Raw genomic sequence first — 15,787 nt, 5'->3', positions numbered from 1 at the left:
GCCGCGCCGGGCCGCGCCGCGCCGGGCCGCGCCAGTCCCAGGCCGCGCCCTGTCAGTCCCAGGCCGCGCCGAGGGTGGCCAGCTGCTCCGCGTACTCGATGCGGTTGGCCCACTCACGCGGCCAGGCGGTCATGCCGACGGCCGCGCCCACGAACGCGCCGGCCAGAGCGGCGATCGAGTCCGAGTCGCCGGCGGTGGTCGCGCCCCGGGCCAACGCCGCGACCGGGTCGTCGGCGTGCCGTACGGCGCAGAGCAGCGCGGTGGCCAGCGCCTCCTCGGCCACCCAGCCCTCACCGGTGGCCTGACACGGGTCAGCGCCGTCGTCCGGCTGCGCCAGGGCGGTGGTCAGCCGGCCCAGCACCGCCAGGCACTCGTCCCAGCCCTGGGCGATGAACTCCTGCCCGGACCCGGAACCGGCGCGCTGCCAGAGGTCGCCCAACCACCGCTCGGAGTAGACCAGACGCTGGGACAGTGCGCGTTCGGTGAGCACCGCGGGAAGCTCGGGCAGCGGAACGCCCGCGCGCAGCACGAAGACCGCGTACGCCGTGAGTTCGCTGGCGGCCAGCCCGGTCGGGTGGCCGTGGGTCAAACCGGCCTGCAACTGGGCCAACCCGGCGAGCGTGTCGAGGTCCATGTCGAGCAACCCGACCGGGGTGACCCGCATGTTGGCCCCGCAGCCCTTCGAGCCGAGCACCGTCGCCTCCTGCCAGGGCACCCCACGGCTCAGCTCGGCGCAGGCCCGCAGACAGGTCATGCCCGGGGCACGGTTGTTGTCCGGGCTGACCGCCCAGGCCAGGAAGCGTCGCCGCAGCAGCGGCTCCACCGCCTCCGGTGTGAACGACGGCGCCTCGCGCAGCGCCCAACCCACCGCCAGCGCCATCTGGGTGTCGTCGGTGACCAGCGCCGGCTCGCCGGACAGCTCACGCGGGCCGGCCGGGCCGTACCGGCGCTCAATCTCGGCGACGGTCAGGAACTCGGTCGGCTTGCCCAGCGCGTCACCGTAGGCGAGGCCGAAGAGCGAACCGGAGGCGCGCAGCGCGGAGGTGTGGATCACGGCGGCCATCATGCCCGGCCGCCGCAACCCACGCCGGCTTCAGTCCCAGCAGAGGCAGAACGGGTGGCCGGCCGGATCGGCGTAGACCCGGAAGCCCTCGCCCTCGCCCGGCAGCCGCCGAGCACCCAGCGCGAGCGCCGCCTTCTCGGCGGCCTCGATGTCGTCCACGGTCACGTCGAGGTGGAACTGCTGTGGGCGCTCGGGATCCGGCCAGGCCGGTGGGCGCAGGTTGAGCGCCTGCTGGAAGGCGAGGCGCGGCTGGTGACCGGGTGGGCCGCCCAGCACCACCCAGTCGTCGTCGGAGTCGCCCTCGACGAGCGGCACGCCGAGCAGCTCGGCGTAGAACGCCGCCAACGCCCGCGGATCCGGGCAGTCGATCACCACTGAACGAAGCTGTCCAATCATGACAGTCATCCTGCCCACCGGGTACGACAGGAAACCTCAGTCCTCGGCGAGCCGCCGGCCGGCGTCCCGGCAGGCCGCGAGGACAGTCCGCGCGTACTCCGGGGTGGCGCCGGCGAGACCACAGGCCGGGGTGATCACCACCTGCTCGGCGAGCTGGCGACGAGGAAAGCCGAGGCGGTCCCAGACCTGGCGTACCCGTTCGGCGATCTGTGCGGAGGTCGGCGCGGCACCGGCCGACGGCGCCCGGGTCGGCGCGGCCCCGGCCAGCAAGCCGAGGCCGGCGTCGATCGCCTCGCCCAGCGGGTCGAGCTTGGTGACCAGGTCCAGGTCGAGGGCGACAGCGACGGCGCCGGTGGAGCGGATCAGGTCCAGCGGCACGTCCGGGGCGCAGCAGTGCACCAGTGTCGGCACGCCGACCGCCTCGACGATCGTGCGCAGCAGGGCGGCGGCGTCCACCGACTCGACCGCCCGGTACGCGCCCAGCCCGCTCTCGGTCGGCACCCGCCCGGCCAGCACTGTCGGCAGTGACGGCTCGTCCAGTTGCACCAGTACCGACGCCTGGGGCAGCCGGCGGGCGACCGCCGCGACGTGCGCGCGCAGCCCTTCGGCGAGGGAGCCGGTCAGGTCGCGGACCGCGCCGGGATCGCGCAACAGTCGGCCACCGATCGGCAGCTCCAGGGAGGCGGCCAGCGTGAGCGGACCGGCGGCCTGCACCTTGATCGGCCCGGCGTACCCCTCGGCCTGCTCGGCGAGCTGGTCCAGGTCGCGTTCCATCAGGTCGCGGGCCCGGCGCAGGTCGCGGCCCGGGCGTGGAGCGACCCGCCACCGCCCCGCGTAGACCTCGACGGGCAGCTCGACGAGCAGCCCGGCGGACCGGCCGATCATGTCCGCTCCTGGGCCACGGGCCGGCAACTCGGGCAGGTGGGGCAGCTCGGGAAGCTCACCGAGGACCACCCGCTGAGCCTCGCCGATGTCGGTGCCGGGCAGCGAACCAATTCCGGTTGCCGCGCCGGCCGGCCAGGGCCACGCCTGATCTGTCACGGGCGAAGGCTATCCCGCGAACACCCAGGCTGTGCGGTCAGCCGGTGATGGTCGCGGAGCCGAGCACCACGTCGCCGGCCGGGTCCGGCCGGTACGCCACCACTGCCTGACCAGCGGCGACGCCGCGTACCGGTCGGCGCAGCTCGGCGTGCAACCGGTCACCGTCGAGGGCGACGGTCGCCGGCACCACGTCGCCGTGCGCGCGCAACTGCACCTCGCACTCGACCGGGGCGTCCGGACGGGCGCCGCCGGTCCAGACCGGACGGAGGGCGTGCACGTCGGACACTTCCAGGGCCTCGGCCGGGCCGACAGTCACGGTGTTGGTCTTCGGCGTGATGGAGAGCACGTAGCGTGGCCGGCCGTCCGGGGCGGGCCGGTCCAGGTGCAGCCCGCGACGCTGCCCCACCGTGTACGCGTACGCGCCGCTGTGACTGCCGACGACAGCGCCGGTGGAGGCGTCCACCACGTCGCCGGGCGCCTCACCGAGCCGGCCGGCCAGGAAGCCCCGGGTGTCTCCGTCGGCGATGAAGCAGATGTCGTGTGAGTCCGGCTTGTCGGCCACGGCCAGGCCACGCTCGGCGGCCTCGGCGCGGACCTGCGCCTTTGTCGAGTCGCCGAGCGGGAAGATCGACCGGTCGAGCTGCTCGCGGGTGAGCACGGCGAGCACGTACGACTGGTCCTTGGCCAGGTCGACACTGCGCCGCAGCAGCCCGTCCGCGCCGAGGCGGGCGTGGTGCCCGGTCACCACCGCGTCGAAGCCCAGCGCCACCGCCCGGTCCAGCACCGCCGCGAACTTGATCTTCTCGTTGCAGCGCAGGCAGGGGTTCGGCGTACGACCGGCGGCGTACTCGGCGACGAAGTCGTCGACCACGTCCTCGTGGAAGCGGTCGGCCATGTCCCACACGTAGAACGGGATGCCGATCACGTCGGCCGCCCGTCGGGCGTCCCGGGAATCCTCCAGGGTGCAGCAGCCGCGCGCCCCGGTCCGATAGGTCTGCGGGTTGCGGGCCAGCGCCAGGTGTACGCCGGTCACCTCATGCCCGGCCGCCACCGCCCGCGCCGCCGCCACGGCCGAGTCAACCCCACCCGACATCGCCGCCAGAACCCTCACTGACCCACTCCCCTTCCCGTCCCCGCCACAACCCTATCCACCAGCCCCGAAAACCCCCCGGACCCGTGCTGGCCCCGGCCCGCCCACCTTCGCGATCTTGCAGTTTCCGCGGCGACATATGCCGCGCAAGGTGCGAAGGGCCAACCGAAAGTGCAAGATCGCGGGGCTTAACCCGCGTTAGCGGGGGGTGCGGAGGGCGGCGGCTCGGCGGGCTCGGTCGACAGCTGCCGGGAGGGCCGCGATCAGCGCGTCGACGTCGGCCTGCGTGCTGGTGTGGCCCAGTGTGAAGCGCAGCGAGGAGCGGGCACGGTCGTCGTCGGCGCCCATCGCGAGCAGCACGTGCGAGGGCTGGGCCACCCCGGCCGAGCAGGCGGAGCCGGTCGAGCAGGCGATCCCCTGCGCGTCGAGCAGGAGCAGCAGCGCGTCGCCCTCGCAGCCGGGGAAGGAGAAGTGCGCGTTGCCGGGCAGCCGGTCGGTCGGGTCACCGTTGTAGATCACCTCGGGCACCGCCTGACGGACCCGCTCGATCAGGTCGTCGCGGAGCGCTGCCACCCGGGCCGCGTACTCCTGCTGACCCTTCACCGCCGTTTCCACGGCGACCGCGAAGGCGACGATGCCGGCGGTGTCCAGGGTGCCGGAGCGGATGTCGCGTTCCTGGCCACCGCCGTGCAGCAGCGGCGTGGCCGGCACGTCCCGGGCGAGCAGCAGCGCACCCACCCCGGTCGGGCCGCCCAGCTTGTGCCCGGTGACGGTCAGCGCGGCGACCCCGCTGGCGCCGAAGTCGACGGGCACCTGACCGACCGCCTGAATGGCGTCGGTGTGGAAGGGCACACCGTGTGCGGCGGCAACGGCGGCCAGCTCGGCCACCGGCTGGACGGTGCCCACCTCGTTGTTCGCCCACATCGCGGTGACCACTGCCACCTGGTCGGCGTGCGCGGCCAACTCGGCGCGCAGCGTCTCCGGGTCGAGCCGACCGACGGCGTCCACCGCCAGCCAGCCGACCTCGGCGCCCTCGTGCTGGGCCAGCCAGTCGACAGCGTCCAGCACCGCGTGGTGCTCGACGGCGCTGGAGACCACCCGGCGGCGGTCGGGTCGGGCTCCTCGGCGGGCCCAGAAGATGCCCTTGACCGCGAGGTTGTCGCTCTCCGTGCCACCACCGGTGAAGATCACCTCAGAGGGCCGGGCGCCCAGCACCGCGGCCACCCGCTCGCGTGACTCTTCGACCCGGCGGCGGGCACGGCGGCCCGCCGCGTGCAGGGAGGACGCGTTGCCGACCTCGCGGGCGGTAGCGACGTACGCCTCCAGTGCCTCGTCGAGCATGGGAGTCGTCGCCGCGTGATCCAGGTAAGCCATCGCCGTTCAGCGTACGGCCGACACCTTGGGGACCGGATGCCGGAGGGCACCGCACGCGAAGGCCGGGGTGGAACCCCACCCCGGCCCGACGCGCGCGGACCCGGTCAGACGGGCACCGCGGTGACGACGATGTTGTCGCGGTACTTGCGCGCCTTGGCGTCGAACGGCCCACCACAGGTGATGAGGGTCAGCCGCGGCTTGCCGTCGCGGGCGAAGTACCGGTCCAGCGGGATCTTGGTCTTGACGTACTCCTCGCGGGCGACGACCCGGTAGCGCCGCGCCTCACCGTCGCTGCCGGTCGCTGTCACCGTGTCCCCCTGGTCCAGCTCACGCAGCCGGAAGAACGCCCCCTTGCCCTGCTTGGCGCTGTCCACGTGACCGGCGATGACCACCGAGCCGGCATCCGCCTCCAGGCCGGGGCCGTAGCGGTACCAGCCGATCTGGTCGACGCTCGGCGGCACCTCGAAGTCGTTGGTCCGCTCGTTGATGCCGACCGCGTTGACGGTGGCGGTGACGCCGATCTCCGGGATCAGCAGCCGTACCGGCGGGATGATCTTCGGACCGGCGGGCAGCTCACCGGCGGTGACCGGCACCGACGGGGCGCTGGCGGCGGTCGGTGGGGCGCTGGCCAGCGTGCTGGCCTCCTCGGCGCCCACGGTCCCGGCCGGCTGGTTGGCGCACGCCACCAGCCCGGCGACGGTGAGCGCGGCAACGCCGGCGGCCAGGGCCGCCAGCGCGCCGCGATTGCGCACCGTCACTTGCGGCCGGTCCGCGCGGTCGCCATCCGCACCCCACCACCAAGCAGCAGGAGTACGCCGGCACCGGTGAGCACGTACCACCAGGTGTCCACGCCGGTGCCGGCCTGGCCGCCGTCACCGCTGGGCACGCCACCCGGGGCGGAGTGCAGGCCGGTGATGGTCTGGGCCACCACGTCGAGGGTCTTGCCCTCGGCGGAGCCGATCGCGTAGACGATCGTGGCGGTGCCCTCCTTGAGGTTGAGGTCCGCCGGGCCGATGGCCACGGTGTCGGTGCCGGCCAGCACCACGTCCGCCTTGACGTTGCCCGCGTCGACGTCGCCCTTGGCCTCGTTCGGGTTGGTGAGGTCCTCGAAGACCGGGGTGCCACCGGCGCGGACGTCGACCGCCGGGGCGGCGGCGGTGTGCCGGACGATCAGCCGGGCCTTGCCGGCGTCGACCTTCGAGACGTCGTTCACGAACGGGGTGATCTTCGGCTGGCCGGCGGCGTCGAGGTGAGCCGCGATGCTGATGTTGGCACCGCCCGGCACCGCGGCGTTGTCGACTTTGAGGATGGCGCTGCCGATCGGCTCGCCCGGCTTGGTGAGCGCGATGTCGTAGTCGCCCTCCTCCAGGTTCAGCGGGCCGGCGACGTCGCCCGGCTTGAAGTTGTCCAGCGTCTTCTTGCCGTTGACGTAGACGTCGACAGGGGTGTCCGGGATGCCGTGCACGACGGAGACCTTCGACGTGGCGGCGTACGCGGGGCCGGCGGTGAACGCGCCGACGCCGGCGAAGGCCAGCGCGGCGACCGCGCCGCCCGCGGCGACCCGACGGAAGTACGAGAGCTGCATGTCTGCCTCCTGATATTTGGTGCTGATTCGTCAGGCCTGGCTTGCAGAACGGGTTACGCCGGCTGTCGAACGGGCGGATGCGCCCCGGAGGCACTTTTCTTTTCCGGCCCCGACTGCATCCGGACCGGGGTCGGAGGACGAAGAGCTGGTGAGATGACATCGACCGGGGAAGTGGGGCGAGGGCTGTGGCAGCTACAGTCGGGCATGCCCCATCGAAGGCGAGCCGCCCGATGACGGCGCTACGACAGGAACCGGACCCTCCGGTAGACGACCTCGACCGCAGGTTCCGCGACGGCGACGACGTGGCGCTGCGCGAGGCGTACGACCGCTACGGTCGTGCCGTGTTCCACCTGGCCACGTCCATGCTGGCGAACCGCAGCGACGCCGAGGACGTCACCCAGGCGACGTTCGTCGCCGCCTGGCTGGGTCGCGACACGTTCGACCCGGCCAAGGGGTCGCTGATCGGTTGGCTGCTCGGCATCGGCCGGCGGAAGGTGATCGACCGGATGCGCGCGTCGGCCCGGGAGACCCGGGTGGTGGAGACGGTCCGGCAGTTGCCCGAGCCGGCGCAGACCCAGCCGGACCCGGACCGCGTGGTGGACCGGTTGGTGATCGCGGACGAGCTGGCTCGTCTCCCGGACGACCAGCGACGGATGCTGGAGCTGGCCTTCTACGACGACCTGACACACCAGCAGATAGCCACTGTGACCGGCGTGCCGTTGGGCACCGTGAAGAGTCACATCCGACGCGGCATGGCGAGCTTGAAACGCAGATGGGAGGTGGACGGTGCAGCACCTGGACCACGACCGGCTGGTATTTCTGGCACTCGGTGAGAGCGAGGCGGACGACGGGGAGAGCACCCACCTCGGCACCTGCGCGCTCTGCCGGGCGGAGGTGGCGACCCTTCGGCAGGTGGCGGGGCTCGGCACCGAGACGCAGGGCCTGGCCGACCTGCCCGACCCGCCGGAGCACGTCTGGCAGGGCATCGAAGCCCAGGTCAGGGCTGCGGAGGCCGGGCCGTTGCTGACCGAGACGCGTCGACACCGGGTGCCCGAGCAGGCCGACACCACGACGGCCGAGCAGACCGACACCACGACGGCCGAGCAGACCTTCGGCACGGCGGCCGAGTCGACCGTGACCCGACTGGACCCGGCGCGGCGATCCCGCCGGGGTCGCGGCTGGTCCGGTTGGGTGGCCACCGCGGTGACAGCGGCCGCCGCCGCGGCGGTCGGCGTGGTGGGCACCGTCTCGGTGCTCCGACCGGACGATCCGACGCCCACCCCGCCGCCGGTGGTGGTGGCGAGCGCGCCGCTGGCCGCGTACGGGGAGACCTCGCCGACGGCCACTGGTGACGCCCGGGTTTTCCGCGACGGCCAACTACATCTGCATGTGGCGAATCTCCCGAGCGTCCCGGGGTACTACGAGGTCTGGCTCATCAATCCGACGACGATGGAGATGTTCTCGGTCGGCACCCTGGGTGGCGGCTCGGACGCCCTGCTACCCCTGCCCCCGAATGTCGACCTCAAGAGCTACTCGGTGGTCGACGTCTCCGCCGAGCAGTACGACAACAACAGCCGCCACTCCGGCGACAGCCTGCTGAGGGGCTCCCTGACGGGCTGATCGGCGGGCCGGCTCAGCTCCCCGGCCCGCCGATCAGCTCCCATCCAAAGACAGTGGCCGCCCCCGATCGGGGGCGGCCACTGGTCTCAGTGCGGGGTCACTTGCGCTTGCGGATCTCCTCGGCGGCCTGCGGGACGATCTTGAACAGGTCGCCCACCACCCCGAAGTCGGCCAGCTCGAAGATCGGCGCCTCGCCGTCCTTGTTGACAGCGACGATGGTCTTCGAGGTCTGCATGCCGGCCCGGTGCTGGATGGCACCGGAGATGCCGAGGGCGACGTAGAGCTGCGGGGAGACCGTCTTGCCGGTCTGGCCCACCTGGAACTGGTGCGGGTAGAAGCCGGAGTCGACGGCCGCGCGGGACGCGCCGACGGCACCGCCGAGCAGGTCGGCCAGCTCCTCGACCAGCTTGAAGTTGTCGGCGTTGCCGACGCCCCGGCCGCCGGAGACGACCACGCCGGCCTCGGTCAGCTCGGGGCGGGAGCCCTTCTGCTCGGCGACCCGCTCGACGACAGTGGCCAGCTTGTCGGTGTCGGTGACCGACACGCTGAGCTGCTCGATCGCCGGGGTGGCGGCGGCCGGGCTCGGGGTGACCGAGTTGGGTCGCACGGTGACCAGCGGCAGGCCCCTGGTGACCTTGGACTTGACGATGGTGGAGCCGGCGAAGGCGACCTGGGTCGCGGTGCCGTCGGCGTCCAGGCCGACCACGTCGGTCAGGATGCCGTTGTCGAGCTTGACGGCGAGCCGGGCGGCGATCTCCTTGCCCTCCTGGGCCGACGCCAGCAGCACGGCGGCCGGCTGCACCCGCTTGACCAACTCGGCCAGCACTGTCGCCTTGGGGGCCACCAGGTAGCCGTCGATCTCGTCACCCTCGGCGGCGTAGATCTTCTCCGCGCCGTACTCGCCCAGCTTGCCGCTCAGCGCCTCGGCGGCGCCGGCGCCGCCGAGCACCACAGCGCTCGGGGTGCCCAGCTCACGCGCGAGGGTGAGCATTTCCAGGGTGACCTTCTTGACGCCGAATTCCTTGGTGGCTTCGACGACGACGAGAACCTCAGACATGTCAGAACCCCCCTCTCACACGAACTTCTCGGTGGCGAGGAACTCGACCAGCTTGACGCCGCCCTCGCCCTCGTCAGTGATCTTGGCGCCGCCGGAGCGCGGGGGGCGCTTGGTGTGCTCGACGACGGCGCTGGTGGCGCCGTCGAAGCCCACCTCGTCGGCCGCGACCCCGAGGTCGGCCAGCGAGAGCGTCTGCACCGGCTTCTTCTTCGCGGCCATGATGCCCTTGAAGGAGGGGTAGCGCGGCTCGTTGATGGTGTCCCAGACGGAGACCACGGCCGGGGTGGAGGCGGTGACGACCTCGTAGCCCTCCTCGGTCTGCCGCTCGACGGTCAGCGTCGCGCCGTCGACGGTGAGCTTGCGGGCACCGGTGAGCGCCGCGACGCCCAGTCGCTCGGCGATCATGTGCGGCATGACCTGGACCCGGCCGTCGGTGGACTCGGCACCGCAGATGACCAGGTCGGCACCGAGCTGACCGAGAGCGGCGGCGAGCACCTTCGAGGTGGCGACGGCGCACGAGCCGTGCAGGGCGTCGTCCAGCACGTGCACGGCCTTGTCCGGGCCCATGGAGAGCGCCTTGCGGATCGACTCGGTCGCCCGGTCCGGACCCATGGTCAGGATGGTGACCTCGCCACCGTGCGCCTCCTTGATCTTCAGCGCCTCCTCGATGGCGTACTCGTCCATCTCGTTGATCACGTTGTTCGCCGAACCGCGGTCGACGGTGTTGTCGTCATTGCGCAGGTTGCGGTCCGCGCCCGAATCAGGCACCTGCTTGACGAGTACGACGATGTTCATCGCGCTTCGACGACCCTCCTGTGTGGTGTTGCGATTCGCTCGCCCGGTCTGGGGCGCAGCGTCGCGCGTCGGTCGACGCCAGGTCAACCGCGGGCGGTTGTGCAGTTGCCCACGGCGCAATGTTACCTGCCAGTAGGTTGCGCTCCCGCAGCACTCAGAGTGACACAGCTCACCGACGCGCGGTCGGTCAGGCCGGCTCGGCCAACGCGACCCGGATCTGGTCGATGGCCGCCACCTCGGCGGGCGCCACCCCGTCGTGCGCCCGGGCCACCTGGTCCGCCGCGGCCAACACGAGTTCGCGGTACGCGTCCACGTCTCGTGGGGACTTCTCGCGCAGGATCCGTACCGCCCGCCCCAGCGCCGGCAGCACCACCGACTCGATCTCCAGCTGCGAGTCCCGGGGAAGTCGCGGCAGCGGGCCGGTGGTCAGCGCCTCCTTGACAGTGCCACTGGCGTCGGCCAGCGCGCCGGACGCGGCGATGCTCTCCCGGATCACCCCCAGCACACCGGGGTCGGCGTTGGAGACCAGGAAGACGGCGCCGAAGGCACCGGTCTTGAGAATCAGCCGCTCCTCGTCCGTCAACCGCTGCTCCATGATCACGGAGTGTAGACGTACGGGGTGGTGGTGGTGACCGCGACGAGGCCGAGCCGCTGGAGGATTGGCCGGCTGTCCTCGGAGCAGTCGACCTGCATGAGCGTCCGACCCCGCTGCTCGGCCAGCCGCGCCCGGTAGTTGACCAACGCCCGGTAGATGCCCTTGCGCCGCCACTGCGGCAGGGTCGAGCCGCCCCACAGTGTGGCGAAGCCGGTGTTCGCCGGGAACCGCACCCAGCCGGCACTCACCACAGTGTCGTCCACCTCCGCCACCACCACTGTGATCGAGTTCGGGTCGGCGTCGATCTCCTTGGCCAGGCCCCACACCAGGTGCGAGCGGTCCGCCTGCCAGACCTCCTCCTCCATGGCGGCGATCCGCTCCAGGTCCTCGCGCGAGGTCACCTCACGCAGGCGTACCCCCTCGGGGGCGACCGGCAGCGCGGCGGCGAGCGGCGCGACCGGGCCGACCACGACGGTCTCCCGGTCCTCCGCGACGAAGCCGGCGGCGCGCAGGCGGTCCGCCAGGTCCGCCGGTTCGTCGTGTTCGTTGAGCTTCCACTCCGCCGACTCGCCCCGCTCACGGCACAACCGCACCTGCCGTGCGATCAGCTCGTCCAGCGCGTCGCCGGTCAACCCGCCCAGGTCACGGTAGGTGATGAACCCACCGGAATCGAGCCCGGTGATCCGGACCAGCGGCCCGTCCCGCTCCACCGTCACCCCGGCCGGAACCGGGTCGGGGATCTCCGGGCGGAGTTGGTTGTCGTAGGCGGTCCGCAGCGTCTGTACGTCGAGATCAGTCACCGGCCCAGGCTAAGCGGGATGGGAAGCGGATAATCTCCCACTGTGTGGGAGGTGATCAGGCGGTGGTTCGACCCGGCGGAGCTGGGCTCGGTCGGTGAAACACCTGACTACCGCTTCTCCCTGGCCAACGAACGGACGTTCCTCGCCTGGCTGCGCACCGGATTGGCGCTGGTCGGAGGCGGGTTGGCCGCCGCGCAGTTCCTGCCGCCCCTGCCGATGAGCCACCTGCGCGAGGTGATCGCTGTGGCATTGCTGCTGCTCGGCGCGGCGGTCGCGATCCGCGCCGTGGACCACTGGGCGCGTACCGAACGGGCCATCCGGCTCGGTCAGGAGCTGCCCGCGTCCCGCTTCCCCGCCATCCTGGCGCTCGCCGTCGGCGTCGGCGCGTTACTGCTGGTGGTAGCCGTCCTGATGCGGGCGATCGGCGGGCGGTGAGCACCGGACGCGACCCGGGGCTGCAACCGGAGCGGACCCGGCTGGCCTGGCGGCGCACCCTGCTCGCTGTGACAGTGGTGACAGTGCTCGCCGTCCGGCTGGCGTCGACCGGCGACCCGACCGGCGCGCTGATCGCCGGCGGCGCCGTACTGGTGTGGGGCGCCCTGCTGGTGCTCTGCTGGCCGCGGGGCACCGGCACCGGTCCGGCCCGCACCGGCGGCCGGACACTGCCCCTGGTCACGGCGGGAACCGTGGTGCTGGCGTTACTGGGAGTGCTGCTGGTCCTGCGCGGACTGTGGTGACGCGCGCCGGTGCGCCATGATGGGTGGATGGCCCGGCTTGGCGTACTCCTCTTCCTGGTGCAGATTGTCCTCGCCGTCTGCGCGCTGATCAGCTGCCTCTCCGCCGAGGAGGGCAAGATCCGTGCCCTTCCCCGGATCGCCTGGGTGCTGATCATCTTGTTCTTCCCGCTGGTCGGCTCGATCGCCTGGTTCATCGTCGGCCGGGAGCCCAACCCCGGCGGCCCCAAGGGCTGGCCGGGCGGCACCGGCGGCGGCGAGCGGCAGCGCCCTCGGCAGGTGGCCCCCGACGACGACCCGGAGTTCCTGCGCTCGGTGGAGGAGCGCACCCAGCAGCAGGACCAGGAGCTGTTCCAACGCTGGGAGGAAGACCTACGGCGGCGCGAGGACGACCTGCGCCGCCGCGACGGTGAGCCGCCCCGCGAGGGTGACCGACCGGAGGTGTGAGCGCGACGCCGCCGCCGGCGCAGGAGCGACGGCGGCGGCGGATGCGACTCAGGCCAGGTTCGACGACCGGGGGTACGCGTCGGTCGGGTCGGTGAGCACGTTCACCAGGTACGGCACTCCGGAGTCGAACGCCCGCTGGAGCGCCGGGCCCAGGTCGGCCGCCTTGGCGACCGTCTCCCCCGCTCCGCCGAGCGCGCTGACCACTGTGTCGTAGCGCAGCTCAGGCTGGAGGTCGGCGGCCACGTCGTAGCCGTACATGGCCCGCATCGGGTGCTTCTCCAGCCCCCAGATGCCGTTGTTGCCGACGACGATGACCACCGGCAGCTTCTGACGGACCAGCGACTCGACGTCCATCAGCGAGAAACCGGCAGCGCCGTCGCCCATCAGCACACAGATCTGCCGGTCCGGGTGACTGACCCGGGCGCCCATCGCGTAACCCATGCCGGTGCCCAGGCAGCCGTACGGGCCCGGGTCCAGCCAGGTGCCGGGCTGGGCCGGCTCCAGGTACCGCCCGGCGTACGACACGAAGTCGCCGCCGTCGCCGATGGTGATGGCGTCCGGGGCGAGCGCCCGACGCAACTCGCCGTAGATCCGGGCCGGGCGGATCGGGTCGGTCTCGGCGGCCATCTCCGCGGCGTCCCGAGCCTTCGCCGCGTCCTCGGCGACGCGCAGGTCGGCGATCCAGTCGGCGTGGTCGGCCCGGTCACCGGAGTGGCCGGCCAGCGCGGAGAGGATCAGGCGCAGGTCACCGGCGGGGGCGGCGGCCGGCTGCACGTGCGTCGCCCGCTGGCTGGGCGCGTCGACGATGTGCACCACCTTGGCGTCACCGAAGTCACCGAAGCTGAGCCGGAAGTCCAGCGGGGTGCCCACCACCACGACCACGTCGGCGCCGGAGAGCGCGGCCCGGCGGGCCTTGGCGAACGCCAACGGGTGCTCCGGCGGAAGCGAGCCGCGACCCATGCCGTTGGCGAAGACCGGCACCTGCAACGCCTCGGCCGCCTCGCGCAGCGCGGCGACCGCGTCGCCCGCGTACACGTCGGAGCCGGCGATGATGACCGGCCGCTGTGCCCCGGCGATGAGCAGCGCGGCGCGGCCGACCTCCTCCGGGTCCGGTGCGATCGGGTCGACACCCGTCACGGTGGGCAGCTCGGCCTCGGCGACCGAGAAGACCGTCTCCAGCGGGAAGTCGAGGAAGGCCGGGCCGCGGTGCGGGGTGAGCGCGGCGTTGAGCGCCGCGCCGACCGCGCGCGGGATGTCGTCGGTGCTGAACACCGTCTCGGCGTGCTTGGTGACCGGGGAGACCAGCGGCAGGTGGTCCATCTCCTGGAGGCTGCCCGAGCCCCAGCGGAACGCGGGTGCGCGACCGCCGAGCACCAGCACCGGCGAGGCGTTGAAGAACGCGCTGGTCATGCCGGAGATGCCGTTGGTGACACCGGGCCCGGCGGTGAGCACGGCGAGGCCGGGGCGGCGCTGGAGCTTGGCCACCGCCTCGGCGGCGAAGACCGCTGACTGCTCGTGCCGGACGTCGTAGATCGGGAAGTCGGTCTTGTACGCGGCGTCGTAGAGCGGGAAGACGTGCCCGCCGGACAGCGTGAACATCTCCCGTACGCCGTGCGCGCGTAGTGCCGCGAGCGCCAACTCGCCGCCGTGACCCTCGATCCGCTCCGTCATCGCCGCTCCCTGTTCCTCGATCATGGCCGAAGTCACACGCTACTGGCCGGTAGCCAGAATGTGAACCGTTCTCGACTAACCGTCCCAGCGGCTGTCCGGAACCCTCGGGCCACCGGTCAGCGGCCGGTGAAGCCCGGCTTGCGCTTCTCGACGAAGGCCGCCATGCCCTCGCGCCGGTCGTCGGTGGCGAACAGCGCCGCGAAGAGCTGGCTCTCCCAGGCCAGACCCGAGTTCAGGTCCATGTCCAGGCCACCGTCGACCGCCAGCTTCGCCGCGCGCAGCGCCTGCGCCGGGCCGGCCAGGTACGGAGTGATCAGCGCGACAGCCGTGTCGTACACCTCGGCGGCCGGGGCGACCCGGTCGGCCAGGCCGATCCGCAGCGCCTCCTGCGCGTCCACCATCCGCCCCGACATGATCAGGTCCTTGGCACGGGCCGGGCCGACCAGGCGGGCCAGCCGCTGGGTGCCGCCCGCACCCGGGATGATGCCCAGCTTGATCTCCGGCTGGCCGAGTTTGGCGTCCTCGGCGACCACCCGCCAGTCGCAGGCCAGCGCCAGCTCACAGCCACCACCGAGGGCGTACCCGGTGATCGCGGCGACCACCGGCTTGGGGATCCGGGCGATCGCGCCGAGCGCGCTGGACAGGTTCGCCGCCCGGTCGGCCATGTCCACGTAGGACATATCGGCCATCTGCTTGATGTCGGCGCCGGCGGCGAAGACCTTCTCCCCGCCGTACACGATGACGGCGCGGACCTCGGGATCGGCGGTGGCCGCCGTCGCGGCGGCGCGCAACTCCTCCTGCACCTGGGTGTTGAGCGCGTTCATCGGCGGCCGCTCCAGCCGGATCGTGCCGATGCCGTCAGTGGTCTCCAGCCGAACGAACTCGCCCACGCTGCCCTCACTTCCTCGTCGAAGTCGCGTGCCAACCTTACGACCCGGCTCGTTTGGGTAAGTAGTGTGGTGTCAGCCCCGTGGGCGGGAGTCCAGCCATGATCACGTATTACGACGACAGATCGGTGCAGGTCACCTCCACCACTGTCCGCGTCGACGGCCGCAGCTATGCGCTGTCCGATATCACCATGATCTGGCACCGCCGTGGCACCCGATCCTGGCGCGTACTGGTGGGGCGGGGTGCGATCGGCGCCGCGCTCGCCGGCCCGTTGGTCGCGGCGGTGCTCGGCATCGGCGTGGCCGTCTGGCTGCACCGCTCCCCCACAGTGACGATCGCGATCGTCGGTGCGTCGGTGCTGGTCGGGTTGGCCGTCGGGCCGGTTGCCGACTTCCTCTTCGAACACCTGGACCGCTCGTACGCCCGGGGCAGCCGCCAACTGGAGATCTGGGCCCGTTGGCGGGGTCAGCCGGTGCGTCTGCTGCGCACCGGTGACGCGCTGCGCTTCGGGCAGATCTACCGGGCGGTGCAGCGCGCGGTGGAGCACGGCCAGCCGGCCCGCCCCGTCACGCGCCGCTAGCCAGCCTGGTTCGCTTCACGTCCCGACCTGACCGGGGCCGGCCGTCACCGG

The 15,787-nt window shown here is 72.3% G+C and carries 19 protein-coding genes; 6 read left to right on the top strand and 13 right to left on the bottom strand.

Features of this window, described 5'->3' with window-relative positions; genetic code table 11:
* Window positions 1-52: 52 nt before the first annotated feature.
* The 7 genes from NIE79_RS10720 to NIE79_RS10690 form a co-directional block, all read right to left on the bottom strand.
* Complete coding sequence (locus tag NIE79_RS10720) at window positions 53-1,063, bottom strand: ADP-ribosylglycohydrolase family protein (protein ID WP_372471441.1); 1,011 nt, start codon at window positions 1,061-1,063, stop codon at window positions 53-55.
* 30 nt (window positions 1,064-1,093) lie between these two features.
* Window positions 1,094-1,459, bottom strand: coding sequence for a VOC family protein (locus NIE79_RS10715; RefSeq protein ID WP_238661659.1), 366 nt, complete (start codon window positions 1,457-1,459; stop codon window positions 1,094-1,096).
* A 36-nt stretch (window positions 1,460-1,495) separates the two neighbouring features.
* Entirely contained in the window at window positions 1,496-2,500 is a 1,005-nt protein-coding gene (locus tag NIE79_RS10710; protein ID WP_238678395.1) for a methionine synthase, read from the bottom strand.
* Window positions 2,501-2,537: 37 nt separating this feature from the next.
* Entirely contained in the window at window positions 2,538-3,611 is a 1,074-nt protein-coding gene (mnmA, locus tag NIE79_RS10705) for a tRNA 2-thiouridine(34) synthase MnmA (RefSeq protein ID WP_238678394.1), read from the bottom strand.
* A gap of 177 nt (window positions 3,612-3,788) precedes the next feature.
* The gene (locus tag NIE79_RS10700; RefSeq protein WP_238678393.1) at window positions 3,789-4,964 is read right to left on the bottom strand and encodes a cysteine desulfurase family protein; all 1,176 of its coding nucleotides are present in this window, start codon (window positions 4,962-4,964) and stop codon (window positions 3,789-3,791) included.
* A 104-nt stretch (window positions 4,965-5,068) separates the two neighbouring features.
* Window positions 5,069-5,722, bottom strand: coding sequence for a class F sortase (locus NIE79_RS10695; RefSeq protein WP_238678392.1), 654 nt, complete (start codon window positions 5,720-5,722; stop codon window positions 5,069-5,071).
* Window positions 5,719-6,549, bottom strand: coding sequence for a DUF4397 domain-containing protein (locus NIE79_RS10690; protein ID WP_238678391.1), 831 nt, complete (start codon window positions 6,547-6,549; stop codon window positions 5,719-5,721). The genes NIE79_RS10695 and NIE79_RS10690 overlap by 4 nt, the downstream gene beginning before the upstream one ends.
* A 230-nt stretch (window positions 6,550-6,779) precedes the next feature.
* Between NIE79_RS10690 and NIE79_RS10685 the strand changes: the two genes are divergently transcribed.
* Both NIE79_RS10685 and NIE79_RS10680 read left to right on the top strand, forming a co-directional pair.
* Entirely contained in the window at window positions 6,780-7,382 is a 603-nt protein-coding gene (locus tag NIE79_RS10685; protein WP_238678390.1) for an RNA polymerase sigma factor, read from the top strand.
* Complete coding sequence (locus NIE79_RS10680; protein WP_238678389.1) at window positions 7,336-8,169, top strand: anti-sigma factor; 834 nt, start codon at window positions 7,336-7,338, stop codon at window positions 8,167-8,169. Before NIE79_RS10685 ends, NIE79_RS10680 begins: the two co-directional genes overlap by 47 nt.
* A 97-nt stretch (window positions 8,170-8,266) precedes the next feature.
* On the opposite strand, the gene NIE79_RS10675 is transcribed toward NIE79_RS10680, so the two are convergent.
* The 4 genes from NIE79_RS10675 to NIE79_RS10660 all read right to left on the bottom strand — a co-directional run bounded on the left by NIE79_RS10675 (window position 8,267) and on the right by NIE79_RS10660 (window position 11,416).
* Window positions 8,267-9,226, bottom strand: coding sequence for an electron transfer flavoprotein subunit alpha/FixB family protein (locus NIE79_RS10675; protein ID WP_238678388.1), 960 nt, complete (start codon window positions 9,224-9,226; stop codon window positions 8,267-8,269).
* 15 nt (window positions 9,227-9,241) lie between these two features.
* Complete coding sequence (locus NIE79_RS10670) at window positions 9,242-10,021, bottom strand: electron transfer flavoprotein subunit beta/FixA family protein (RefSeq protein WP_210865189.1); 780 nt, start codon at window positions 10,019-10,021, stop codon at window positions 9,242-9,244.
* Window positions 10,022-10,208: 187 nt separating this feature from the next.
* Entirely contained in the window at window positions 10,209-10,622 is a 414-nt protein-coding gene (locus tag NIE79_RS10665) for a hypothetical protein (RefSeq protein WP_238678387.1), read from the bottom strand.
* Window positions 10,619-11,416, bottom strand: coding sequence for a GNAT family N-acetyltransferase (locus tag NIE79_RS10660; protein ID WP_238678386.1), 798 nt, complete (start codon window positions 11,414-11,416; stop codon window positions 10,619-10,621). Before NIE79_RS10660 ends, NIE79_RS10665 begins: the two co-directional genes overlap by 4 nt.
* 42 nt (window positions 11,417-11,458) lie before the next feature.
* Between NIE79_RS10660 and NIE79_RS10655 the strand changes: the two genes are divergently transcribed.
* Genes NIE79_RS10655 through NIE79_RS10645 form a run of 3 tightly spaced genes read left to right on the top strand, consistent with a single transcriptional unit; the run spans window position 11,459 to window position 12,597 of the window.
* Window positions 11,459-11,851, top strand: a complete 393-nt coding sequence (locus NIE79_RS10655) for a YidH family protein (RefSeq protein ID WP_238678385.1) — start codon at window positions 11,459-11,461, stop codon at window positions 11,849-11,851.
* Window positions 11,848-12,153 carry a DUF202 domain-containing protein gene (locus tag NIE79_RS10650; RefSeq protein ID WP_238678384.1) on the top strand — a complete coding sequence of 102 codons (306 nt, stop codon included), beginning with the start codon at window positions 11,848-11,850 and terminating at the stop codon, window positions 12,151-12,153. Before NIE79_RS10655 ends, NIE79_RS10650 begins: the two co-directional genes overlap by 4 nt.
* Window positions 12,154-12,180: 27 nt before the next feature.
* Window positions 12,181-12,597, top strand: coding sequence for a PLD nuclease N-terminal domain-containing protein (locus NIE79_RS10645; protein WP_238678383.1), 417 nt, complete (start codon window positions 12,181-12,183; stop codon window positions 12,595-12,597).
* 48 nt (window positions 12,598-12,645) lie between these two features.
* Here the strand turns inward: NIE79_RS10645 and NIE79_RS10640 are convergent, their stop codons facing one another.
* On the bottom strand, window positions 12,646-14,268 hold the full coding sequence (locus tag NIE79_RS10640; protein WP_238678382.1) for an acetolactate synthase: 1,623 nt from the start codon (window positions 14,266-14,268) through the stop codon (window positions 12,646-12,648).
* 116 nt (window positions 14,269-14,384) lie between these two features.
* Window positions 14,385-15,158: an enoyl-CoA hydratase/isomerase family protein gene (locus tag NIE79_RS10635; RefSeq protein WP_238678381.1), complete on the bottom strand. Its 774-nt coding sequence runs from the start codon at window positions 15,156-15,158 to the stop codon at window positions 14,385-14,387.
* A 98-nt stretch (window positions 15,159-15,256) separates the two neighbouring features.
* Between NIE79_RS10635 and NIE79_RS10630 the strand changes: the two genes are divergently transcribed.
* Entirely contained in the window at window positions 15,257-15,736 is a 480-nt protein-coding gene (locus tag NIE79_RS10630) for a DUF6232 family protein (protein WP_238678380.1), read from the top strand.
* The last annotated feature ends 51 nt before the right edge of the window (window positions 15,737-15,787 follow it).

It is taken from the genome of Micromonospora trifolii (assembly GCF_022229005.1).
Taxonomy (GTDB): Bacteria; Actinomycetota; Actinomycetes; order Mycobacteriales; family Micromonosporaceae; genus Micromonospora; species Micromonospora trifolii.
The sequence above is the reverse complement of the archived record's forward strand: the minus strand, read 5'-3'. Positions and strand labels throughout refer to the sequence as shown.